The organism is Alteromonas sp. G4i13, from assembly GCF_054960505.1.
In genome coordinates, this window is sequence record NZ_JBHNYX010000005.1 from 1 (window position 1) to 24212 (window position 24212).

Sequence of the window (24212 nt, forward strand, 5' to 3'; positions counted from 1 at the left end):
CAGTCTAAAAAGACTGGTTTTTAAAGCGTTAAATTACGGCTATTTAGTTACCGTTTGACTTGTTCATATACTTGAAGAAGTCGCTGTCTGGTGCAATAACCATGACATCTTGTTTGCTGTTAAAGCTTTGCTTATACGCGTCCATACTGCGCAGGAAGCTGTAAAAATCAGCGTTCTTTGAGTAAGCGTCAGCGTAAATTTGTGCCGCAATCGCATCACCTTCACCACGAAGTTGACGTGCATTACGCTCAGCATCAGCAAGCATTACCGTTACCTTAGCATCAATATTTGCCTTAATGACTTCGGCTTGCTCTTGACCTTCTGAACGGTGCTCACGAGCTACGGCGGCACGCTCTGCGCGCATACGCTGGAAGATCGAGTTGCTCACTTCAGTGGGTAAGTTAATCTGCTTAACGCGTACGTCTACAATTTCAATACCTAGCTCGTCAGACGACGTAGAAGCTTGTTCCATTGCTTGGTTCATAAGCGCTGAACGCTCACCAGAAACGATTTGTGCAATAGTACGAGTACCAAACTCAGAACGTAGGCCGTTGTTTACTTTTTGCTTCAGTAGCGCTTCTGCTTGCAGCTTGTTGCCACCCGTTGATAGGTAGTAACGTGCAAAGTCTTCTATGCGCCACTTAACATAAGAGTCAACAATCAGGTCTTTCTTCTCGCTTGTTACAAAGCGATCAGGCGTTCCATCCAACGTTTGAATACGCGCATCTAAATGGCGTACCGAGTCAATAAACGGAAGTTTAAAGTGTAAACCTGGCTCAAAAACCCGAGTTTCACCGGTCGCGTCATCGCGCTGAACCTTACCAAATTGAATAACAATGGCACGCTCACCCTCTTTAACTGCAAACAGAGAACCTGATGCAAGCAAAACAAGAAGAACGAATGCTGCTATTAATAAATTCTTCATTATGCTTATCTCCCTTCTCTGTAGCTGTCACCGCGCAAACCAGAGGTTGGCGACGAATTACGGCTTCTGCCTGAAGTGTCAGTTACAGGTGTTTGTAAGCTTTCTAGCGTGTTGCGTGAGCGATCGTTAGACGACGACTGCTGACGCTCCATAATTTTATCCAGAGGCAGGTACATCATGTTGTTTCCGCCTTTGCTATCAACCATAATTTTGCTGGTGTTACCCAACACTTCTTCCATGGTTTCAAGATAGATACGTTCGCGAGTAACCTGAGGTGCGCGCTCATATTGTGGAAGCAGCTCTTCAAAACGTGCCACTTCACCCTGCGCTTCCAACGTTACACGCTCTTTATAGGCTTGCGCTTCTTCATTCATACGATTTACTTGACCACGTGCACGTGGCTCAATCTCTCTCGCATAAGCTTCAGCTTCACGAATAAAACGTTGTTCATCTTCCTGTGCAGCAATCGCATCATCAAAAGCATCTTTAACTTGCTCTGGTGGGCGGGCATCACGGAAGTTCATATCGATAATGGAAACACCCATGTTGTAGGGTTCAATGATCGCTTGAAGCTCTTCCCATACACGCTGACGCGTTACTTCACGGCCGTCGGTAAGTACGTCGTCCATTTTAGAGTGGCCAACTACGTAGCGAATAGCGCTATCAAGAGACTGACTTAAACTCTGCTCAGGGCTTTCAACGGCAAACGTCCAACGATATGGGTCTACAACGCGAAATTGCATTTCCATTTGAACGCTTACCACGTTTTCGTCTTCTGTAAGCATAGAGCCTGAAGATGACTGGTCGCGAATTGACTGAACATCAACTGGGATTACTGAGTCAATGAACGTTGGCGCCCAACGAAGACCCGGCTCAACCTGCTCGTGATACTCACCGAAGCGAAGCACTACGCCACGCTCTGCTTCACGAATAGTGTAAAAACCACTAATGAACCAAATTACGACAAGTAAACCTACAAGAATACCAGCGCCGATACCACCTAGGCTTTTGCCTGAGCCGCCACCGTTGCCACCTGACTTTCCAAACTTACCAAATAAGTTCTTAAAAACATCGTCCAAATCTGGGGGACCTTGCTCTTTCCCACCGCGATTCTTCCACGGGTCGTTATTATTGCCACCCGGCTCATTCCAAGCCATGCTGATACTCCATAGATTACTGTTATATTTTTGAATTTCGCATGCTCAATGCAGTGACTAGCACTGACTAATGTCGCACAACATACTCTGATATTCCGTTTTCCAGACGTTTTTCAAGTCTGTTCCAGTCAGCGGCGGGCATTCTTACATCAACTACCCAGTCTCCCTGACTGTCGTATTCTTCACTAGCAATACAGTTTAGTTCGTACAACACGCCGCGCAATCGACTTTGTGCAGGCGGAATCTTTAATGTGTAATTCACCATACTTTTACCTAAACATTCGGTTAAAGCCTGGCTCAATAATTCCGTTCCTTCGCCTGTTTGTGCAGATAGCCACACTCTGACAGGCACGCCTTCGTCGTTTCTTTCTATACGCGGTTGAACGTCGTCTAGTTTATCAATCTTATTACAGATTAGTAATTGTTGAATCTCTCCAGCTTCAATTTCTTCAAGTACATCATTAACTTCATCCATGGTTTCGCGATATTTTGCATCAGCAATATCAACCACATGGAGCAGTAAATCTGCTTCTTGAGTCTCTTGAAGTGTCGCTTTAAACGCAGCAACGAGGTCGTGGGGAAGATGTCGAATAAAACCTACCGTGTCGGCTAAAATAGCCGGCCCTACGTCTTTTAAATCGATTTTGCGTAACGTGGGATCTAGCGTTGCAAACAGCTGATCGGCAGCGTAAACGTGTGAGTCGGTAATGGTGTTAAACAGCGTCGATTTTCCCGCATTCGTATAGCCAACTAAGGATACCGTTGGAATTTCAGCGCGTTTGCGCGAGCGGCGACCCTGCTCGCGTTGCTTTTGCACTTTTTCCAAACGACGAAGAATGGCTTTAATACGACCACGAAGTAGTCGACGGTCAGTTTCTAGCTGTGTCTCACCTGGACCGCGAAGACCAATACCACCTTTTTGACGCTCAAGGTGGGTCCATCCTCTGATGAGACGAGTTGAGATATGCCTCAACTGGGCTAGTTCGACCTGAAGCTTACCCTCATGTGTTCTTGCGCGCTGCGCAAAAATATCGAGAATTAGCCCCGTTCTATCTAACACCCGGCATTTACACACCGCTTCTAAATTACGCTCCTGAGAAGGAGAAAGCGCGTGGTTGAAAATAACAACGTTGGCATCGTGTGCTTTCACTGCCGCTGCTATTTCCTCTGCCTTACCTGAACCAACAAAAAACTTAGCATGAGGCGCACTGCGCGAAGTCGTAATAACTTCTACCGCATTAACCCCTGCTGAAGACACAAGCAATTCAAGCTCACTTAAGTCTTCTTTACTGTTCTCGTCGGAAAAATTAACATGAACAAGTACAGCCTGTTCACCGGCTTCATAACGGTCAAACAAGCGCGTTACCTTTTAAATTATTCACCTTTAGTATTTTCAGAATCTCCTGCGCTAGGCATTGTGATAGCGCGTGCTGGAACAACAGTAGAAATCGCGTGCTTATACACCATTTGGCTTACTGTGTTCTTCAGTAAAATTACGAACTGGTCGAAAGATTCAACCTGTCCCTGAAGTTTAATACCGTTTACCAGATAAATTGATACTGGAATACGTTCCTTACGCAAAGCGTTCAAGAATGGGTCTTGTAAAGATTGCCCTTTAGCCATTTGATATCCTTAGTTTTTATTATTCGTGATAGGAATTTCACTATCACTGCACGTCTAATATATACCACACTCAAACATTTAAAGTGTGACTTTCGCTGTAATTTTAGTCAAATTATCGTTAGCAAATGTGTCTAGCCATGTAACCTGCTCCCAGCCCCGTAACCACGTGAGCTGACGCTTGGCGAGCTGCCTTGTAGCGATAATGCCTCTTTCACGCATTTCTGCGTAACTCAATTGGCCGTCTAGGTACTGCCACATCTGTCTGTACCCTACCGAACGAATAGAAGGCAAATCTTCATGAAGATCACTGCGTTCGTAGAGTTTTACTACTTCATTCTCAAACCCTTGCTCCAACATCAAATCAAAGCGGGTCGCGATCCGTTCGTGCAACACTGCCCTGTCTGCGGGCGCTATGGCAAATTGTGCAATGTTATAAGGGCACTTTTCACCCTCTTGTTGTTGCCAATATGTCAACGTCTTGCCGGTACTTCTATACACTTCCAGTGCACGAGTAATACGCTGTGGGTCATTGGGGTGGATTCTCTCACCACTGATTGGGTCTACACCACGTAATTCATCGTGTAATTTAGACCAACCCAAGCGTTGTGCCTGCTGTGTTATATCATCTCGTATCTTTTCATCTGACTTAGGTAGTGGCGAAATTCCATTTATCAAGGCATTAAAGTACATCATTGTACCTCCAGCCAAAATTGGCACCTTGCCTCGAGCTAAAATATCGCCGATAAGCCCATTCGTATCGTTTACAAATTGCGACACCGAATAGCTATCTGCCGGGTCGATAATATCAATTAAGTGGTGCACTACCCCCGCTTGCTCTTCCTGCGTCGGCTTCGCTGTGCCAATATCCATGCCTTTGTATACAAGGGCTGAATCTACACTAATTACTTCACTATCGACCTGAGCTGCTATATCTAACGCCAACCCCGTCTTGCCTGACGCTGTGGGGCCCATAATTGCTATTACAGGTAATGCAGAATTTATGCCATTGGACACGTTATTCTCCCCACACATCTAGCACTAAATTTAAGGGGCGCACTTTAGCAAATTGCTCAATAATTTCCCATTGTTTCGCTTCGCTTTGCTGATCCAACCAGTACCACAGCGCATTTGATGTCTCTTCATCTAAAACATGTTCAGGCAAAACCAATGATTTTACGGCATCATCAAGTGAATTTACTTCATCATTTAGTTCAACTAATAAGAAGTATTCAAACAACTTGAGCCACGGCAAGTGCCTGGTGCCGGCCGGCACCTGTTGCAGCCGATATTTGCCAGCCACTTTATTCACTTCAAAATGCGCGTCGTTTAGCAGTGTAACCAGTTGCTCATTGACATTATTGAGCGAAACAGCAACGGGCATTAACAACGGTTGTCCATGCTGCGCTTTTAAAAATAGTTCGCTTAACCAGATACTTGCAACTTTAGTTGCACAAAGAAGGTAAATTTTTTCTGATTTTGGGTAAATTCTACACTGGGAAGTTAGATTAACGTGCTCTGCAACGGGCATCGGGTCTGCATTGTTGTTAATAATGTCGCTATTTGGCGTCATTAACGCATTGTAATTTGACTGATATGCCGCACTTGGCCCTCGACTTTGCTTATGTGCAGCGCCACCACTTCGTCCACCACTGGCACTTCCCGAGGATGTATTTCTTGGACTGCCTGTAAATTGCCCATAAGACTGTGGCGCGCCTTGCGAGATTCCCCCCGTCGAGTAACGAGAAGACTCGTTGAACGCCTGTGCATTATCCGACGTTTGATTCTGTAAAGGCCTAATGTAATCGTGTTCTACCTGAGAAGACATGAAATCTGAGCCCGAAGGACGGCTTGCGTCCATTCCTGATAAAGGCTGTTCGTCGGTCATGGCATGCAGCGCATCACTCACGGTTTTACAGATAAAGTCGTGTACCAATCTGCCTTGTTGAAACCTCACCTCATGCTTGGCGGGATGAACATTTACATCCACATCTTTAGGGTTAACCGTTAAGTACACCACAAAGCTTGGTTGCTCCACCACCCCCCAAACGCTTTCGTACGCTTGGCGAATAGCGTGCATAATAAGCTTATCTCGCATGCCTCTGCCGTTAACAAAACTGAACTGGCAATCATTACTGCTGCGAAGCATGGCCTCATTACCTAGCCAAGCATCAATGTGAAGACCTTCATACTCAGTACTAATATGTACGGCGTTTTGAACAAACTTTTGTCCAACCACAGCGCCAATTCGGGTGGCTAAACTGCCTGCTTTGTCGGCGATAAAGCGCTTTGCTACTTTATCGTTGTGTTTTAAAACAAATGAAACCTTGGGATAGCTCAGTGCTATGCGTTTTATGACTTCTTCAATATGCTGAAATTCGGTTTTTTCGGTGCGTAAAAACTTACGTCTTGCTGGCGTGTTGTAGAACAGATCTGCCACGTCAATTGTGGTGCCAACAGGGTGGGCCGCTGGCTGAATATTTACCGCCATTTCCCTACCCTCACAGTAGGCCTGCCACGCCTCTCCTTGAGACTCAGTGCGCGATGTCAGTGTTAACCGGCTTACCGAGCTAATACTGGCCAGCGCTTCGCCACGAAAGCCAAGAGAGAGAATTTGTTCTAAGTCATCCAGAGTGGTGATTTTGCTGGTTGCATGGCGACTTAATGCCAGCTGCAGTTCACTTTTGACAATGCCTGACCCATTGTCTTTTATTCGAATGCGTTTGTGGCCACCTTTTTCAATATCGACTTCTATTTTGGTGGCACCAGCATCAAGGCTGTTTTCTAGTAATTCTTTAACCACAGACGCGGGGCGCTCAACCACTTCACCAGCGGCAATCTGGTTTGCAAGTTGGGGAGATAAAAGCTGTATAGGCAAAGGACTACCCTATGATATTAACTATATGGATTCGTGGCGATACGACATGTAAGTGCAATGAGTGCTGAAAAAGCCGATGAAACAAAACCTAGGTTTAGGTTCTCGGAATATTTAGTACCTGCCCTACGCGTACAACATCACTTGAAAGATCATTCGCTGCTTTGATGCTGCTTACTTTTACATTGTAACGCTGTGCTAATAACGAGAGCGACTCGCCGCTTCTTACTTTGTGCGTTCGGTTGTTCGCCCTTTCTTGTGCCCACAGTGTACCATCAGGGGGAACTTGCTTGAAGTAACGCTTAGTCGCATTAAACATGGCATTCGCTAAGCGTTCGCGATGTTTAGACCAGTTCAGATTCTTCTCTTCTTGCGGATTAGAAATGAAACCAACTTCGACCAAAATAGAGGGGATGTCAGGCGCGGTCAAAACTGCAAAACTGGCGGCTTGTGGTTTTCTTTTATGCAGACTGGTCACCTGCTTTAGCTCTTCAACCACTTTATTACCTAAATCGTGGCTGGTCGCCATGCTGTGATCCATCGATAAACCCAGTATGGTTTCAGTAAGATATCGCTCGCTTGATTTATCATTGATCACTTCAGCTGCACCACCGAGTAATTCAGAGTGACGTTCAGATTTCTCTAGCCAGCGGCCTAATTCAGTGTCTGCTCTTCGCATGGATAGTACCCACACCGAACCACCTCGCGGTTGAGGCTGACTAAACGCATCGGCGTGGATGGAAATAAGCAAATCGGCTTTTTTCTCGCGCGCAATTTCAGGACGTCGATTAGGAGAAACATAATAATCATCGCCACGAGTCATGATGGCGCGCATACCTCGCTCCCGGTTTATCATGTCTTCCAGTTTTTTGGCGATACTCAGGGTGATGTGCTTTTCATAGGTACCAGCCGGACCGATTGAACCTGGGTCATGTCCACCATGCCCGGCGTCGATGGCGACGATAATGTCTCGGTCTCGGGCACTGGTAGAATCATCAATAACGACAGAGCCAGTTGATGCCGACGCTGATAACGTTGGCGATGGCTTCGGCGCGCTATCTGGTAAATCGACAACCAGCCTGTGTCCGTAAGCACCATCGGGGGTTACTGCAAATAACGAAGGCTTGGTATTTCTATTGAGCTCAACAACCACTCTGGCAGATGATTTGTTTTTCGGTGTGGAGTAGCGCAGCTTTTTAATCAAATCACCGCTGTTTTCAATGCCAGAAAGCTTAGCGGTGTCGCTGGTGTTGTTAAGATCGATAACAAGCCGAAGCGGATTTTTAAGTGCAAAATAGGTGAACTCTGGCGCTGATTTCATATCGAAAACAACGCGCGTATTGTCCGGCGACGGCCATATCCTAACCCCGTCGATGTTATTTTGCGCACCGTGTGCGAATTGCACGACGAAACACAATAATAATACCGAAACTATACTGCGCACCATAATTAGCCTTTCTGTTATTGTTATGCTGCTCTCGTCAACTCCGGAGCGGCTATTTATTCAGTTTTTCTTTCATTTCGCATTTGCGCTAAACGCGCTTGCATTGCTGAAGCAATTTCGCACCGTGGGCACTTTTTGCTTCCAAATTAAACTGCCTACCCGATGGCGTAATATTTATACTAATCACTAAGTCTGGGGATGCCAAGTATTCGCCCCCTTTTTCCGACCATTCAATAAGCGCGATAGCGCCCGAACCAAAGTAATCGCGAATTCCCATGAACTCTAACTCTTCTGGGTCGGCTAAGCGATACAGGTCGAAGTGATAGATATTGACGCCATCCAACTCATAAGGTTCAACCAATGTATAGGTTGGACTTTTAACGCTACCTGAATGACCTAAAGATTGAATGAAATATCGGCTAAATGTCGTTTTCCCTGCACCTAAGTCGCCGTTTAAATAAATAACAGCATCGGTAGGGAGTTGACTCGAAACAGCCTGCGCTAAATCTCTGGCAAGCTGCGCAGTATCATCTACTTCATTAGCAAAAAAAGAGGTATGCGGGTAAGACATCAACAATATTCCACAGTAATAGAAAGCCGAATAACACAGTAGATGCCTGCCCGTTCAAGACAAAACCACGCTAACTAGTGGTTTATAAGCGCACGTACTGCGTCAAACAAATCGCTCGCTATCATACCACGTTGACCATACAGTTGGGCAATATCATCGCCAGCCTTAGCATGAAGCACTACACCATATTTCGCTGCAATATCTGTTTCTACGCCTTGCGCGAGCAACGCGCCCAATATTCCGCTTAATACATCACCGCTTCCTGCGGTAGCCATACCTGGATTACCGTGACGGCAAACCCAGGTTTTCTTTTCATTGTCGATAAGCGTGCCCGCCCCTTTTAGTACACAGACCGCATGGTATCGCTGTGAGCACTGCCTTGCGTAGTTAAAACGGTCGCTTTCTACATCATCAATAGAAACACCGAGTAAACGCGCAGCTTCGCCCGCGTGAGGGGTTAAAATACTGTCAGACAAGGTGTACGCGGTTGACTGCTGACACAACAGATTTAGCGCGTCAGCATCAATGACCACAGGCTTATTTTGGCTTTGACAATGCTTCATGGTGGTTTCAAATGCGCTTTCTGCCCATTCATCTTGCCCAAGACCCGGTCCAATAACCACACAGGTTGCCCAAGCTAATGCATCTTCCAAATTAAAGTCGGTGACCATGAGTTCAGGTCTGCCTGCACTGACCTGAACGGCTGACGACTCATGGGTATACACGCGTACCATGCCCGCACCGCCTCTCAGCGCGGCTTCACTGGCGAGTCGAATGGCACCTGCTGTTCCGCGGTTACCGCCAATGCACAACAGTCGACCATAAGTCCCTTTATGACTGTTAATCTCCCGTGGCCCCATACCTTTAAAGTGGTCGATATTTAGCATGGTCGCGCTCGCTTTAGCTAATGCTTGGAACGCTTTGCCGATACCCAAATCCGCATACACTAACTTACCGCACGATTGTTTACCCGCACCAGTAACAAGCCCCGGCTTAATGCCCACAAAAGTAACGGTGATATCAGCCTGAACACATCGCCCCAGGCTCTGTCCTGTATTTGCATCAAGCCCTGACGGTACATCCACGCTTACAACCGGTGTTGATGACGCATTCACCGCATCAATGATGTCTGCAAACTCATTGCGAATATAGCTATTAATACCTGTACCAAGTAGCGCGTCAATCACTACATCGGACTTCTCTAGAAGCGAAGCGTCAAACCCATTAATACTGCCGCCGGAATCGAGCCAGCGCTGCTGCGCTTTGCCGGCATCCCCTTCCAGCGTACGTTCGGGCTCAACCGCACATAAATGCACTTGTTTACCCGCAAGTTTTGCGTTTATTGCTGCAATGTAGCCGTCACCCGCATTGTTACCTTGGCCCACCAGCACTAAGTAAACGTCTGAGTTTGGCATAAGCTCAAGACACTGCTTAAACACCACATCACCAGCTCGTTGCATCAACGTGAACATATCGCAGCCCGAATTCGCGGCGGCTTGTCCCTCATTTTCCCTAACCTGATCGGCCCGAAATAATTTGTATGATAAACTTGACGTTAATTGAGTATCTAGCATGAGCACATGTCCGAATTTAGTTCTATCGACCTTGTTGAATTAACCAACAATATCAAGGCTTGGGGTACAGCGCTAGGCTTTCAGCAGGTTGGCATCAGCGATATTGATCTACATCAGCACGAGGCACACCTTCAGGAATGGTTAGACAATGGGTATCACGGTGACATGGCCTTTATGGAGAGTCATGGGATGAAGCGTGCCCGGCCTGATGAGTTGGTCCCAGGGACATTACGGGTTATCAGCGTTCGCATGAACTACTTACCTCCCGACGCCTCGTTTGCTAAGCATTTAAAAAAGCCAGAAATAGGATACATCAGCCGCTATGCATTGGGCCGTGACTACCACAAAGTGCTGCGCAAACGTCTGAAGCAATTAGGTGAGAAAATCACCGCATCCCTGGCGCATACCCAATATCGCCCGTTTGTAGACTCAGCCCCCGTATTGGAACACGCTATTGCTGAAAAAGCGGGTATTGGCTGGACGGGGAAACACAGCCTGACACTCAACAAAGAAGCCGGCTCTTGGTTCTTCTTAGGTGAGCTGTTCATCAATTTGCCATTACCCACTGACTCACTGGTTGAAGAGGGGTGCGGCACCTGCACGGCGTGTCTAACCATCTGTCCGACCAATGCAATTGTTGCGCCTTATAAAGTAGATGCCCGTCGCTGTATTTCCTATCTCACCATTGAATCAGACAAAGATATTCCCGAAGATTTGCGCCCCATGATGGGCAATCGCATTTATGGCTGTGACGATTGCCAACTTGTTTGCCCTTGGAATCGCTTTGCCGACGTTACCAGTGAAGAAGATTTCCACCCGCGACAAGTGTTACACGGCCAAAGTCTCAATGCGCTTTTCGGCTGGTCTGAAGAAACCTTTTTGCGAAATACGGAAGGCTCTCCCATCAGGCGGATTGGCTTTGAGAAGTGGCAGCGTAATATTGCCGTTGCGTTAGGAAACGCTCCGTATGATGAACAAAGCATTCTGCTTTTGAAAGAAAGACGAGGGAGCGTGAGTGACTTGGTGGACAGACATATTGATTGGGCCCTTAGGCGGCAGCAAGAGAAGCAACAAGCGTCTGATGCAAAAAACAGGCAGCAAGCGCGGCTTATTCGCGTAATTGAAAAAGGTTTACCAAGAGACGCCTAACGCCAGTACACGTTTGAATAAGGCATACCGCGAATTCAATTGGCGATATACACGTTTTGGGGTTAACCCGCTGAGGCAAGCTGACTGTTTAAATCGGCCTGAGTGCTATTCCGATAACGCACACGAGCATTTGGCGAATGGGATGCGGCGAAAGAAACGTTAAGTTTGAGGCCTCGCTGTGCCACTTGCGTGGTTATGATAGGCGAGCCGAATTCCCACCACGGTTCCTGTTCCAATGCTTCAATAACTCGCGACAGCTCAGTTTCAGAACCGTCATACTCACCCGTTATTTCGCAATGTCCGTTCTCACATTTTACCGAGTCTAAAACAAAGCGCTCGTTGTTAGGCGGCAGCGCAAAAAACGTATTGAGTGAGCCTTCGGTTTTAGTGTAGAAAACCTCTGGCGCCATGATTTGGACATTCTCGGCAACGGGGGCAACATTCATCTCGCCGTTTTTCGTAACGCTTGTATCCAAGAGCACCGCACCTGCTTCATTTGAAACCAACTTGGCGGCGGGCTTAATAACTTTCAGCTCACTCGTTTCGGTGGCACGAGAGCGCGCTAACACATTGGTTAGTCGCTCTTTTTCTGCATTGGATTCACTGAGTTGGTGTTGATAGCCAGAAAATTTATACCCTGCTATCAATGCAAACGCTATCAGCAACAACACAAGCCACGTTTTCATTTTACTTCCTTTATCGAAGTCGCTTACTTGTGATATTGCTTACTAAGTTCATGTACCGCATTAACGAACACACCTGCATTTTCAGGTGGTACGTCAAGATGGATACCGTGACCTAAATTAAATACGTGACCGCTACCTTCACCGTAACCTTCTAGAATGGACGCCACTTCTTGCTCAATTCTTTGCGGTTGAGCATACAGCATTGATGGATCCATATTACCTTGAAGTGCAACTTTATCGCCAATGCGCGCACGCGCTTCTTTAATGTCGATAGTCCAGTCTAAACCTACTGCGTCACAGCCTGTCGCCGCAATCGATTCTAGCCACATGCCACCGTTTTTGGTGAACAAGGTAACAGGTACTTTACGGCCTTCATTTTCACGGGTCAGCCCACTTACAATGCGCTCCATGTACTGAAGCGAGAATTCTTTGTAGTCACGAGGAGATAACACGCCACCCCAAGTATCAAATACCATGACTGACTGCGCGCCCGCAGCGATTTGAGCATTTAAATACTCAGTAACAGAATCAGCCAGTTTTGCTAGTAACGCATGAAGCGTTGCTGGCTCAGCAAATGCCATTTTCTTGATTTTGGTAAAGGCTTTACTTGAACCACCTTCAATCATGTAAGTCGCGAGTGTCCAAGGGCTTCCAGAAAAACCAATTAATGGCACTTCACCTTTAAGCTCACGGCGAATAGTACGAACGGCATTCATTACGTACTGTAATTCACCTTCTGGATCAGGAAGGCCTATTTTATCCACATCCGCTTTACACGTGATTGGATTTTTAAAGCGAGGGCCTTCACCTGTTTCAAAGTAAAGACCGAGGCCCATCGCATCTGGAATGGTCAAAATATCCGAAAAGAGAATTGCAGCGTCGAGAGGAAAACGACGTAAAGGTTGTAGCGTCACCTCACATGCAAGTTCTGCATTCTTGCACAACGACATAAAATCGCCTGCTACTGCACGAGTCGCTTTGTACTCTGGGAGGTAGCGCCCGGCTTGTCGCATCATCCATACAGGTGTGACATCAACCGGCTGCTTAAGTAACGCACGTAAGTAACGATCGTTCTTTAACGCGGGCTTATCAACACTGGGGAAATTTTGCGACATATAACTCACCTAAATTACTGAAGATATTTAAGCGCGAAAGTATACCAGTATTCTTAACTAAGGTGTGCTAAAACCTGTATTAAAAAATCAATGTTTTAACGACAAATCGGTGTAGTGTCGATTATTAAAGACAAACAATACTTGAACATTACTTTAAAAAGACGCTTGCACTTAAAGTGAGTGTTTGCTATTACTATAACCGTTAAAGAAAAGAAGCCCTACATGGGACCGTGCTAGACTTATTGAAACCCTGCCTCGGCAGGGTTTTTTATTTGTCGCCGATTAGAGACACCGTTTCAGCAATTAATTGTCCCGCAATAGACACTTTCGGTGGAATAGTCGGCAGCGCATCTATATCAAACCATTGCGCATCATCTATCTCGTTCTCCTGACAACGAATTTCCCCTTCGTCATACTCGGCAATAAACCCGACCATTAAGGAATGTGGAAATGGCCATGGCTGACTATTGTAATAGCGCAAGTTTTTAACCTTAACGCCAACTTCTTCGAAAACTTCTCTGTGGACCGCTTGCTCCAGACTTTCACCACTTTCTACAAAGCCAGCAAGAGTTGAATACATATTAGATTCTCGATGGCGAACGCCTTTGGCCAAAAGTATTTTTTCGCTGTCGTGTATAGAAACAATGATACAGGGAGACACTCTTGGATAACTGCGATGTTGGCAGCGGTGACAATGCATTGCCATTTCCCAATCTACGCGTTCAGTCTTGGCTCCACATTGCCCGCAAAATTGATGAGTACGCAAGAAATGGATGTATTGCCAGGCTCGCCCAATAACGGAAAAGGCTATATCGTATTCGGCAAAAAGAAGCTGTCTAAGCGATACCCGTTCCCAACCGGGTTCCTCAACATGCTCAGCGCCCAAATCAACGACGTATACGGGCAGGTCTCTATGCGCCGTCTCATTGAGCGGCGGAAGTTGATGAATTTCATCGACATAAGATGCTAAAAATGGAATATCACTCAGATAAGCAATGGGGATAGACTCAGACGATTCTTGTACTACAATTTTGCCGCGACTAAAAACTACCCACAGGGCTTGCTGAGCAGCTAGTTTCGCCTCATCCAACTTTATCATCATTGCACATCACTCCTGTTCTTTAATGCTTCATACTACACTAAATACTGAGCGTATAGATCGCCACCATACATTTTGAAACGAACTTTTTCGCGCAAAATTTGTGTCGCTAGTGCACAGTGTTATACTGAAACTTATTGTCGCTAAACGGGTAACACATCAAAATGTTGCAACAGTTAGAAAGCGTTAAATCAAAATGGGGCGGGAAAAGCCAGGTTATTGACCGCTGGTTAATGGACAGACAGGCACTGTTAGTTTCTTTCTGTGAACTAGCAGGTATTAACAAGCGAAGCGAGTGTTTACCTGACCCAGATGAAATAGACAACTTTTGCAGCGCATTACTCGATTATTTGTCGGTAGGACACTTTGAGGTTTTCGATATGTTGGTTGAAAACGACAATGAAGGCCTTGCACTACGAGATAAACTTTACCCCAGATTGACAAAAACCACTGACGCAGCACTCGCATTTAATGATACGTTTGCACAAGCAGTAACGCCCGAGCAGGCAGCTGAATTTGACTCAGCGCTAGCCAAGCTTGGTGAGACATTAGAAGAGCGTTTCTCCTTGGAAGATGAGTTAATAGCTCATGTACACACTAAAAAACGTGATCCAGAAGTGACGCTTTAATATAACAATGAAAGTCGAGTTTACGGTTATCATCAATGAACAAAACCACACTTATTCATAAGGCACGGGCTTATTGCGAGCAACGCGGCGCCAGATTCACACCGCTTAGAGAAAAGGTGTACGAAATTCTTGTTTCAAAGCACGGCCCTATGGGTGCTTATGAACTACTCGACTCACTGAAAGAAACAGAGTCTAGTGCCAAACCTGCGACAGTCTATCGCGCCCTTGATTTTCTTCTCGATTTTGGGTTTATTCACCGTTTAGAGTCTACCAATGCGTTTGTGGCCTGCTATCATTTTGGTTGTAACCACCCTGTTCAGTTTCTAATTTGTGACAGCTGTGGTGATGTTGCTGAAATTCAATCTGAAGGTCTTCAAGAGACCCTTGATAGCCAAGCAAAGCAACACGGATTCAAAGTATCGAAACAAACTATAGAGGCCCATGGATTATGTGCCGATTGTCAACAAACGGAAGATCACGCTGCCCAGGAGAGTGTACATGAATGCTGATTTTGTGAACCCGTTTATTGCTGGTCTTTTGAACGTGCTTGAAACCATGGCTCAAACTAAATTGACCCCTGGCAAGCCCAAGCGCAAACAAAGTGATATCGCCAAAGGCGATGTATCGGGGCTAATTGGCATGGTGGGCCCTGACGTTCGCGGCTCGATGTCTATTACTTTTGACGAGTCTTTGGCCCTGACCATAATGGAGAGAATGGTTGGAGAGCGCCCTGAGAAGCTTGATGCAGAAGTAGGCGACATGGTTGGCGAAGTTACCAACATGATTTGCGGTAACGCAAAACGAGACCTTGCTGAGCGGGGTTACGAGTTTGGAATGGCAACACCCATCGTTGTATCAGGAAAGCAACATACGATTAGTCACCAGGTTGATGGTGCTAAAATTATTCTTCCTTTCATGTGCGACGAAGGATTAGCGCATTTGGAAATCTGTTTTGACAAATAATTTCTGGCAGTCTGAAAAAATTACACTCGACAGCTACCCGAGAGGATTTCACCTGATAACACAGCAGGTGGAATCTGCAATACCCAGTATTCGTCATGTTGAAGTCGGCCTTTTGCACCTATGGCTTCAGCATACAAGCGCTAGTTTGACAATCAATGAAAATGCCGACCCTACAGTGAGGCATGATATGGAAGCGTTCTTCAACCATAGTGTAAAAGAAGAGCTTTCTTTTTTCAGGCATACTTATGAAGGTAAAGATGATATGCCTGCTCACTTAAAATCGAGTATACTAGGGTGTCAACTTACTATACCTGTCCAACAAGGCAAGCTTGCACTTGGCACGTGGCAGGGTATCATGCTCGGCGAACACCGAGATCATGGTGGAAGACGAACAATTATTGCCACATTACAAGGGATCGCAGCCTAACCCATATTATAAATGGCACAATTTGTGCTAGCGTTAAACGTTAAGCACAACACAAAATTATCAAAAATCGATAATCACTCAACGTTAAACAGGATGTGACTATGAAACAACACTTTAAAATGGCAGCGCTATCTCTTGCTGTAATTTCTTCGACTAATGCATTTGCACAAGACTCTTCTGAGCCAGAGTACAAAAACTGGTTTGGTTTGTCTGGCATGTATTACAACACTGACGACTCACGTCCGTTAGATCTAACTGACGGCGGCCTTTACGACGATGGTCGTGGCGTAGCTTTTGAATACGGTTTCCGTTTTACTCAAAGCTGGGCAGCTCGTGTTGAATTTACAGCCCTAGACCTTGATTATGCAGGCGGCGGTGATGAAAGCGGTGAAATGGTTGGTGTTGACGCACTATACTTCATGCCAAATGATGCATGGTTCGTTTTTGGTGGTGTTAAGCGTCAAGCAGTAGGCGAATCAACTACGCTTGGTAACATCGGTATCGGTAAACACTGGGACATCCACGAAGATGTTAAACTTGTTACTGAAATCGCCGCTTATCACGACTTCGGTGAAGATTACAATGACTACAGTGTTAAAGTTGGTATCGCGATCCCATTTGGTAAAGGCACTCCTGCCGCACCTAAAGACAGCGACAACGATGGCGTTGTAGACAGCAAAGACCAGTGCCCAATGACACCAGCGGGTGTTCGTGTTGACGCAAATGGTTGTAGCATCGATGATGATAACGATGGCGTTCTAAACAACGTTGACCAGTGTCCTAACACTCCAGCTGGCACTAAAGTAGATGCAACTGGCTGTGCAATTAAAGATTCGGACAACGACGGCGTTGTAGACAGCAAAGATATGTGCCCTGATACACCAGCTGGCGTAAAAGTTGATGCAAAAGGTTGTACAGTATTTGACGAAGAGACAGTAGAAATCACACTACGCGTTCTATTCGACAACGAAAGTGCTGTAGTTAAAATGCCAAAAGATCCAGAAATCTCTGAATTTGCTGAGTTCATGAAGCAGTATCCTTCAACAACTGCGGTAATTGAAGGTCACACTTCTGCACCAGGTAGTGAAGCTTACAACATGGACCTTTCTAAGCGTCGTGCTGCGAACTTCAAAGAAGTAATGGTAGACATGTACGGTATCGAAGGTTCTCGTTTAGAGACTATCGGTTACGGCGAAACTCAGCTTCTAGACAATGGTAAGAATGCTGAAGCACACCGTGTTAACCGTCGCATTTCAGTGACAGTTAAAGACACAGTGAAAGTAGCTGAAGAAAAGTAATTCAGTGTATATGAATTGAAAAAGGCGCCTTACGGCGCCTTTTTTGTGTCTGAAATACTTTAACTTGTTAACCCTTAAAATGTAGACCGTGGCCGCAGTCGAAGCCTTTAGTCGCTATAAGAGGGGCTAATATTCGTCGGCTATGGCAGGGCCTGCATAGTTGTCAAATCGTGAGAATTGGCCTTGGAACGTAAGTCGACAGGTACCAATTGGGCCGTTACGCTGTTTACCAATAATAATCTCTGCAATGCCCTTATACTCACTGTTTTCGTGATAAACCTCATCACGATAAATAAACATAATAAGGTCGGCATCCTGCTCGATTGAGCCAGACTCACGAAGGTCAGAGTTTACAGGACGTTTATCGGCGCGTTGTTCTAGCGTACGGTTAAGCTGTGAAAGGGCAACTACCGGCACTTCAAGCTCTTTAGCCAATGCTTTCAGTGAGCGAGAGATCTCTGCAATTTCCAATGTTCGGTTATCGCTAAGAGAAGGTACGCGCATCAACTGAAGATAATCCACCATGATGAGACTGATTCCACCTCGTTCGCGAGCGAGTTTTCTTGCGCGACTTCGCACGTCCATTGGTGTAAGGCCTGACGAATCATCAACAAACAAACAATCTTTGTCTTTGAGCATAGCCATGGTGTTGGAGATACGTGCCCAATCTTCATCATCCAGCTGCGCAGTACGAATTTTGGTTTGGTCAACGCGGCTTAATGACGCCAACATACGCATCATGATTTGTTCTGAGGGCATCTCAAGACTGAAAACAAGTACAGGTTTGTCTTCTGCCATCATGGCGTTTTCAATCAAGTTCATGGCGAAAGTAGTCTTACCCATCGATGGACGAGCCGCCACGATAATAAGGTCAGAGGGCTGCATACCACTGGTCATTTTGTCTAGGTCGGTAAAGCCGGTAGTAACACCGGTAACGTCTTTATTGGTTTTCACCAATTCTTCTAGACGGTCAATGGTCTTCCCTAAGATAGACTCGACATCGCGAGGACCTTCGTTTTCACCAGTTCTTCGTTCGGCAATTTCAAATACTTTACTTTCGGCCAGGTCAAGAATGTCTGCACTGTCACGGCCTTCGGGGTTGTACCCAACTTCCGCTATTTCATGCGCCACGCCAATAAGCTCTCGGGTTATCGCGCGCTCACTAATAATTTGCGCATAAGACACAACGTTCGCAGAACTTGGCGTGTTTTTGGCAAGTTCACCTAAGTAGGCAAAACCACCAGCATCTTCCAGTTCATCATGCTTTTCCAGCTCTTCTGATACTGTTATAAGATCTATTGGCTGGCTACTGTTTAGTAGTCGAGTGATAGCACGAAAGATAATTTGGTGTGAGCGATTGTAAAAATCGTTATCGGTAACAAGCTCCGCGACTTTGTCCCAGCTTTCAGGGTCAATAAGCATGCTGCCCAAAACAGATTGCTCAGCCTCAATGCTATGAGGTGGAACCTTCAATTTTTCAACATTCTTATCGTTTTTAGACGCAGACGCCACGAGTGAAACCTATTCCAATGCACAAAAGTCAGTTGGATATTATGCGCTTTTAACGTCCATCACTCAACAAAGGAAGTCGTCATTTTGTTGCGAAAGCGCAAAAAGACAACATCGTTTAAAGCGTTTTCTCCAGCTTTAAAAACGTACCGTCAACCAAGGTGTAGGCGCTGCCACCTTCCTGAAAAATGAGTGTAGAACCCATGATTGCTGAATTATCAAGGCACGACAAACTTACTTCAGTAATCTTGTCGTCGCTAAAGCCGAGCGATGATGGAGAGGCTTTAAAAGCAGCATAAAAATCTTGATTACTGATATTTTTCGTTGAATACACCGGTGACTCACAGAATGCCTGATCGAGTTTAGCCGAGTCTGAAGCATAGGTTACCGAGCGACCCAAGAACTTTTCTGACTCTATTGATGAGTGAGCTGAAACACCTACATTATAGGCCTTAGTCACCACCCAAGTACCTTCGTAATAAGCGGGTTCCTGAACAGCACAGCCTAGCGTAAATGCGCATATTCCAAACGCACCAATAATTAGACTATGAAATCGCCAAAACCTTTTGACGTGTCCAACAATACTCAATTTAACCTCCAATCAAAAAATAACAAACCATGTGATGATGTGGGTGAAGCGTGCAGGTCCGCTAACTTGTAACTAAGAGCCATTAAAACGCACTTTTGTTACTTACAAACGCTCAGCTACACATTTTTAGCGACCAAACAAAAAAAGCTGCGATCACTCGCAGCTTTTCATTAATCACCACATGTCTGATTAATAAATGTGGACTAAATTCATTTTTTCAACCTAAAGTTTCAATTGTGTTGCCTATAGCTTATTCACTTTTGGTCTATTTCAATTCGCCCGTGTACCGTAGAGATGTCTACATTTGCAGCCCCACCGTTGTGGATAAAGCGTAGCCAGCTACCTGGGCCATACTTAGGCTTTTGCGACTTTTCATCACTGATATTGTTTACAATGTTGCCGCCAGCGTGCGTCTCAATATCAAATTGTGCCGATACGCCATCTTGAAAGACAAATTCCATCGCACCGCCTACAGAATTCGCTTTTACGCTACCGTTCTTATTAAGACCTAAACTTGCGTAAGTCCTTCCATTAACCGTATTGATTTGCAGTACGTCTACCGCTTGAAGAGACACATCGATTCGACCGTTGACGGTTTCTACTGATACGTCTGGGCTATCGGAAGTGATGTCGAGCTTGCCATTAACTGACGCAAAGCTCACTGGCGTGTTTCCTGAGTGTGACGCTTCAATTTCGCCATTCACTGTTTCCGCCTCTAAACGGCCTCTCACATTCTCAAGCACGATATCGCCATTAACCGACTCAACTTCAACCCGCTCACCTATGTTTTTAAGGGTTACGTCGCCGTTTACCACCTCAACATCTACTGCTTTTGTTATACCTTCTGCAATAAGATCAGCATTGACCGCGGTATAGTGAAGGTCGCTTGCTGAAGGTATATAGATAACAAGGTCGTCGCCATCTTTACCTTTATTAAACCAGCTCTTTGAGTGGCGCTCGACTTCAACGTGTATAACCACGACATCTCCACGTCTTTCAAAGATAAACTCTTCAGTTTGATCGCCCAGTTCACCGGTGACACGAACCTGAGACTTATCCCAAACTCGGATATCTGCTTTTCCGTTGATGTGTTCAATGTCCACTTTCGGCGAAGACGATGTGTCGATGGTCTTATCTACTTTTTCTCCTGCAAACGCCGCAGTAGCGATACTTAGCAGCGCTGTAGTAAGTAATACCTTGGCCCCCAAAGGTGCCATGAACGTGTGCAAAAATGTACTTTTCGTATTTATATTCATCTTTAAACCCTTATTAAATTTGCTGCCACTTTGGCGCGTGCACTCGCTCAATTAAGGCAATCTGCTGTTGATATACGTGATGCAGCATTTTAATTAATGCTGAGTTGTCTGGATCGTCCTTTAATGCCGCTTTAATAACATCTGCAGCATCGTCCAATTCTTTTAATTGCTCTTGCCAATCTTCCGTTAGCGCCGTTGTACTTTCATAACTAGCAAGAAGACTATTCACTTGTTGTTGCTGCTGCATACTCATTGCGTCAATCAGGGCATAGCCATCGCTTCGACTTTCATCAGCTTTAAACGCAAAAGGAGCCGCGAACCACAATACAGTAACTAAACAAACGCTTGCGGCTATTGCCATCCACTGTTTTGATGTAACCGCAGATGATGAAGCGTCGTCTTGTGAAGCGTCGCCTTGCTGCGATGTTATGCCGAGTTCAATACCTCGCCACAAATCTCGTTCTGGCTGCTTCTCTTTTGATATCCCAGAAATATGCTGAGCAAGCTTGTCGTCAAAATTACTCATCATCGACTCCCATAAAATCTTTCAATAATTGCTTAGCACGGAAAAATTGTGCTTTGCTTGAGCCCACTGCCATGTTCAACATGCTGGCAATGTCTTCATGTCTGTAACCTTCAATTGCATGGAGGACAAAAACCATTCTGGCTCGCTCGGGTAAGCGAATAACTAATGCTTCTAAATCCACATCTGTGCTGTTTTCTTCAGCCGGCATCTCGTTAATGCCGCTGTTTTCCAAGTTAAACATGCGCTGCACCCACCCCTTCTGCTTGCGCATATAGGAGATGGTAATGTTTGCCGTAACACTGTGTAACCATGTGGAAAATTGGCTTTGCCCATCAAAATTACCCAATTTTTTCCATAGCTGAATAAAGACTTCTTGCGAAGCATCTTCTGCCATTCCCTTTTCACCTGTAAGCCGGTAACAAAGCGCGTAGACTCGCCCAATATGTTCATCGTAAAGGGACCGAAACGCCTGCTTATCGCCCTTTTTCGCTTTAGATATCAGCTCATTTTCGCTTTTATTACCAAACACCACATTGGCGTGTACAACACGTTGTTGTGTGTGTTCCATTCTTTTCTCTTTGTTATTTGTGGTGCTGATTAGCAAAATACCAATCCGCATAGATAATTGCCCACTCAGAAGGTGCTGGCAAGTTTACTAGCAAAGCGTGGGAATGCAGGAATGGCTGTTCCCTTTCAAATTCCCAGAATGCAGCTAGGAAGCTTGCCAGACCTTCCCGAAGGGCGAGTTTAAAATGTCCGTACTCTTTGCTGTGTCACCTTGGTGTAGAACCACTATACCTGCGGTAACACGCCGCGATTACGAACATTTTAACTCTCGCTGAGTGGGTAATTATCTATGCGGACTGGTATAAGCACTTGTTAGTGTTATAAGGTTAGTCGTACCCTATAGTAGAAAGGTTTAAATGCACAAAAATATTTTTTGGAGATGCCATGTCTACCTCATTTTCTGTTAACGCTCTGTTTGCTGGAAAACCTCAGCCGCTAGGCCCTCGTGGGGCACCAAGCAGTATTGTTAAAGCCCCCGTCGACGCGTTAACGGTGCATATGGACAGAACCGATGAAGACGAACAGGCCAACAAACGGCTTCACGGTGGACCGGAGAAAGTGCTGCATCAGTTCAACCCGACCAACTATCTGACATTAAGAAAGCATTTTCCTGAAGGCGACTTTTCGCTGGGCAGCATTGGCGAAAACATCAGTGTAGAGGGCATGGACGATGCTACCGTTTATATCGGCGATATATGGAAGTTCGGCGAGGTAGAACTGCAAGTAAGCGCACCCCGTGCCCCTTGCAATAAAATCTCGCAACGCTTCGAAGTGCCCAATTTAGATAGATTTGTCGGAGAACGAGGTATCACTGGCTGGTATTACCGGGTTATTAAAACCGGAACCATCAGTGTTGGCGACGAAGTAACACTACTGCACCGTGAGGACGATACCGTTAACGTTCACACCCTAATGCAATGCGCCCATACCAAAGCAGACAAATCCTTGGCACAAAAGCTAGCGAAACTTGAGGCGCTTGATGACGAATGGCGCGAAAAATGCCAAAAAATTGCGGATAAGATTGCGGATAAATAGGCCATTTATCCGTAACTTAAATTAAAAAGACGCCTGCTCACCTTCATTCAAAATAACCCAAGGCATTGCAGGGTTTAGCTGCTTCTTCATTTTCATAAGACGAAATAGCGCAGAATGTGACGTCTTGTCACCCATCATCCAGCTGGCATTTCCATAGCCCCAAGGCACTACGGCTTTACAGCCTAGGTCTTGGGCCGCAACAATGGCATCTTCTGGCGTAGTATGTACCTTGCGATACCATTTAGGTGAGGTTTCGCTGAAATAAGACGCTATAGGTAACAGGCAAACATCTATTTCACCAAAGCGCGCTTTAATATCCTTGAAGTGCGGTGAATATCCCGTATCCCCCGCAAAGAACAATGTTTTGCCTTCACTCTCAAATACCCAACCACCCCACAGTGTCGCATTGTCGTCCTCGTACAAATAAGGCACCCAAATTCGGTTACTGAAATGATGGGCCGGCACGAAGTGAATAGAGGTTTTGCCTACGTTTTTGCTGGTATACCACGCCATTTCTTTAATGGTGTAGCCTCTATTAGGGAAGTGCTCTGCGAAACCTAACGGAACAAGATATTCGGGCTTTGTGCCTAATTCGGCAATATCGGCTTTATTGAAATGATCATAGTGAATATGGGAATAAACCACAGCATCGGTTTGTGCGAGTTTGTCTTCACCTACCTCAGCGGGTTCGTTGCGGCTGAACCCCTCCGCCAATCGAAAAGCCCAATTGACGGGCCAATCAAACTGCCCAAACACAGGGTCAATAAGTATTTGCTCACCACTTGCGGTGTTAAGTAAAAAACTTGCGTGCCCTAACCAGGTGACATTAAAGCCGGTGTTCGAGTTCACTGTCGGGTTGTTGCCAACGAACTGACAATTTTGCATGTCACTTTCACATTCAATATCGGCAGACGCTGGGTAGCAATCATTAGTGCACGTGACGGGATATGCTTTAAAACCGTCGTAAATATTGCTGAATCTGTCCTCATACCCAGGCTCATTGGTGTGCTTGATTACAGCATTTTCACCTTCTATCTGAGTAACATGATTAGAGCTGGCGCAACCAGTCACGACACTTCCTGCTACTACTAGCGACGCCGACAACGTCGTTAACTTCTTTAAACTCATTACCATTTTTAAGATCGTGTCCTTGTAGCTCCAACCTAGGAGGCAAAGCGCTTAGTTGACTGCTGCGTCT

At 45.7% G+C, this 24212-nt stretch carries 25 protein-coding genes; 7 read left to right on the forward strand and 18 right to left on the reverse strand.

What is annotated here, in order from left to right:
- Positions 1-43: 43 nt before the first annotated feature.
- The 9 genes from hflC to ACFI6J_RS03310 all read right to left on the reverse strand — a co-directional run bounded on the left by hflC (position 44) and on the right by ACFI6J_RS03310 (position 10166).
- The gene (gene hflC, locus ACFI6J_RS03270; protein WP_014951089.1) at positions 44-925 is read right to left on the reverse strand and encodes a protease modulator HflC; all 882 of its coding nucleotides are present in this window, start codon (positions 923-925) and stop codon (positions 44-46) included.
- 5 nt (positions 926-930) lie between these two features.
- Entirely contained in the window at positions 931-2082 is a 1152-nt protein-coding gene (gene hflK / locus ACFI6J_RS03275; RefSeq protein WP_014951090.1) for an FtsH protease activity modulator HflK, read from the reverse strand.
- Between the two features lie 67 nt (positions 2083-2149).
- Positions 2150-3439 carry a ribosome rescue GTPase HflX gene (hflX, locus tag ACFI6J_RS03280; RefSeq protein ID WP_014951091.1) on the reverse strand — a complete coding sequence of 430 codons (1290 nt, stop codon included), beginning with the start codon at positions 3437-3439 and terminating at the stop codon, positions 2150-2152.
- Between the two features lie 17 nt (positions 3440-3456).
- The gene (hfq, locus tag ACFI6J_RS03285) at positions 3457-3705 is read right to left on the reverse strand and encodes an RNA chaperone Hfq (RefSeq protein WP_014951092.1); all 249 of its coding nucleotides are present in this window, start codon (positions 3703-3705) and stop codon (positions 3457-3459) included.
- Positions 3706-3783: 78 nt separating this feature from the next.
- Positions 3784-4677, reverse strand: coding sequence for a tRNA (adenosine(37)-N6)-dimethylallyltransferase MiaA (gene miaA / locus ACFI6J_RS03290; RefSeq protein WP_462585736.1), 894 nt, complete (start codon positions 4675-4677; stop codon positions 3784-3786).
- 43 nt (positions 4678-4720) lie between these two features.
- Positions 4721-6580, reverse strand: coding sequence for a DNA mismatch repair endonuclease MutL (mutL, locus tag ACFI6J_RS03295; RefSeq protein ID WP_462555600.1), 1860 nt, complete (start codon positions 6578-6580; stop codon positions 4721-4723).
- Positions 6581-6674: 94 nt separating this feature from the next.
- Positions 6675-8024, reverse strand: a complete 1350-nt coding sequence (locus ACFI6J_RS03300; RefSeq protein WP_462555597.1) for an N-acetylmuramoyl-L-alanine amidase — start codon at positions 8022-8024, stop codon at positions 6675-6677.
- Between the two features lie 85 nt (positions 8025-8109).
- Positions 8110-8592 (reverse strand): tRNA (adenosine(37)-N6)-threonylcarbamoyltransferase complex ATPase subunit type 1 TsaE, encoded by a 483-nt coding sequence (gene tsaE / locus ACFI6J_RS03305; protein WP_014951096.1) that lies wholly within the window; start codon positions 8590-8592, stop codon positions 8110-8112.
- A 74-nt stretch (positions 8593-8666) separates the two neighbouring features.
- Positions 8667-10166 (reverse strand): NAD(P)H-hydrate dehydratase, encoded by a 1500-nt coding sequence (locus ACFI6J_RS03310; protein ID WP_462585702.1) that lies wholly within the window; start codon positions 10164-10166, stop codon positions 8667-8669.
- A gap of 6 nt (positions 10167-10172) precedes the next feature.
- Here ACFI6J_RS03310 and queG point away from each other — a divergent pair, with 6 nt between their 5' ends.
- Positions 10173-11315, forward strand: coding sequence for a tRNA epoxyqueuosine(34) reductase QueG (gene queG / locus ACFI6J_RS03315; protein ID WP_462555590.1), 1143 nt, complete (start codon positions 10173-10175; stop codon positions 11313-11315).
- A gap of 62 nt (positions 11316-11377) precedes the next feature.
- Here the strand turns inward: queG and ACFI6J_RS03320 are convergent, their stop codons facing one another.
- From ACFI6J_RS03320 to nudC, 3 genes are all read right to left on the reverse strand, one after another.
- Positions 11378-12001 carry a hypothetical protein gene (locus ACFI6J_RS03320; RefSeq protein ID WP_014980563.1) on the reverse strand — a complete coding sequence of 208 codons (624 nt, stop codon included), beginning with the start codon at positions 11999-12001 and terminating at the stop codon, positions 11378-11380.
- 23 nt (positions 12002-12024) lie between these two features.
- Entirely contained in the window at positions 12025-13116 is a 1092-nt protein-coding gene (gene hemE, locus ACFI6J_RS03325) for a uroporphyrinogen decarboxylase (protein ID WP_014951100.1), read from the reverse strand.
- 268 nt (positions 13117-13384) lie between these two features.
- On the reverse strand, positions 13385-14218 hold the full coding sequence (gene nudC, locus ACFI6J_RS03330) for an NAD(+) diphosphatase (RefSeq protein WP_156087087.1): 834 nt from the start codon (positions 14216-14218) through the stop codon (positions 13385-13387).
- Between the two features lie 161 nt (positions 14219-14379).
- Here nudC and ACFI6J_RS03335 point away from each other — a divergent pair, with 161 nt between their 5' ends.
- The 5 genes from ACFI6J_RS03335 (at position 14380) to ACFI6J_RS03355 (ending at position 17532) form a co-directional block, all read left to right on the forward strand.
- Positions 14380-14844: an Rsd/AlgQ family anti-sigma factor gene (locus ACFI6J_RS03335; protein ID WP_014951102.1), complete on the forward strand. Its 465-nt coding sequence runs from the start codon at positions 14380-14382 to the stop codon at positions 14842-14844.
- Between the two features lie 35 nt (positions 14845-14879).
- On the forward strand, positions 14880-15353 hold the full coding sequence (locus ACFI6J_RS03340; protein WP_014951103.1) for a transcriptional repressor: 474 nt from the start codon (positions 14880-14882) through the stop codon (positions 15351-15353).
- The gene (locus ACFI6J_RS03345) at positions 15343-15807 is read left to right on the forward strand and encodes a chemotaxis protein CheX (RefSeq protein ID WP_014951104.1); all 465 of its coding nucleotides are present in this window, start codon (positions 15343-15345) and stop codon (positions 15805-15807) included. The genes ACFI6J_RS03340 and ACFI6J_RS03345 overlap by 11 nt, the downstream gene beginning before the upstream one ends.
- Positions 15797-16234, forward strand: a complete 438-nt coding sequence (locus tag ACFI6J_RS03350) for a secondary thiamine-phosphate synthase enzyme YjbQ (RefSeq protein WP_014951105.1) — start codon at positions 15797-15799, stop codon at positions 16232-16234. The genes ACFI6J_RS03345 and ACFI6J_RS03350 overlap by 11 nt, the downstream gene beginning before the upstream one ends.
- Positions 16235-16335: 101 nt before the next feature.
- On the forward strand, positions 16336-17532 hold the full coding sequence (locus ACFI6J_RS03355; protein ID WP_014951106.1) for an OmpA family protein: 1197 nt from the start codon (positions 16336-16338) through the stop codon (positions 17530-17532).
- A 126-nt stretch (positions 17533-17658) separates the two neighbouring features.
- Here ACFI6J_RS03355 and dnaB read toward each other — a convergent pair whose 3' ends face one another.
- The 5 genes from dnaB to ACFI6J_RS03380 all read right to left on the reverse strand — a co-directional run bounded on the left by dnaB (position 17659) and on the right by ACFI6J_RS03380 (position 21980).
- On the reverse strand, positions 17659-19044 hold the full coding sequence (gene dnaB, locus ACFI6J_RS03360) for a replicative DNA helicase (protein WP_014951107.1): 1386 nt from the start codon (positions 19042-19044) through the stop codon (positions 17659-17661).
- Between the two features lie 115 nt (positions 19045-19159).
- Positions 19160-19630 (reverse strand): hypothetical protein, encoded by a 471-nt coding sequence (locus ACFI6J_RS03365; protein WP_014951108.1) that lies wholly within the window; start codon positions 19628-19630, stop codon positions 19160-19162.
- A 254-nt stretch (positions 19631-19884) separates the two neighbouring features.
- The gene (locus ACFI6J_RS03370) at positions 19885-20886 is read right to left on the reverse strand and encodes a DUF4097 family beta strand repeat-containing protein (RefSeq protein WP_014977658.1); all 1002 of its coding nucleotides are present in this window, start codon (positions 20884-20886) and stop codon (positions 19885-19887) included.
- A 13-nt stretch (positions 20887-20899) separates the two neighbouring features.
- Positions 20900-21412 (reverse strand): hypothetical protein, encoded by a 513-nt coding sequence (locus tag ACFI6J_RS03375; RefSeq protein ID WP_462555671.1) that lies wholly within the window; start codon positions 21410-21412, stop codon positions 20900-20902.
- Positions 21405-21980, reverse strand: a complete 576-nt coding sequence (locus ACFI6J_RS03380) for an RNA polymerase sigma factor (protein WP_014951111.1) — start codon at positions 21978-21980, stop codon at positions 21405-21407. Before ACFI6J_RS03380 ends, ACFI6J_RS03375 begins: the two co-directional genes overlap by 8 nt.
- A gap of 383 nt (positions 21981-22363) precedes the next feature.
- Here ACFI6J_RS03380 and ACFI6J_RS03385 point away from each other — a divergent pair, with 383 nt between their 5' ends.
- A complete protein-coding gene (locus ACFI6J_RS03385; RefSeq protein WP_252119292.1) occupies positions 22364-23014 on the forward strand; it encodes an MOSC domain-containing protein in 651 nt (216 codons plus the stop codon).
- 21 nt (positions 23015-23035) lie between these two features.
- Here the strand turns inward: ACFI6J_RS03385 and ACFI6J_RS03390 are convergent, their stop codons facing one another.
- Entirely contained in the window at positions 23036-24148 is a 1113-nt protein-coding gene (locus tag ACFI6J_RS03390; protein ID WP_342313169.1) for an MBL fold metallo-hydrolase, read from the reverse strand.
- Between the last annotated feature and the right edge of the window lie 64 nt (positions 24149-24212).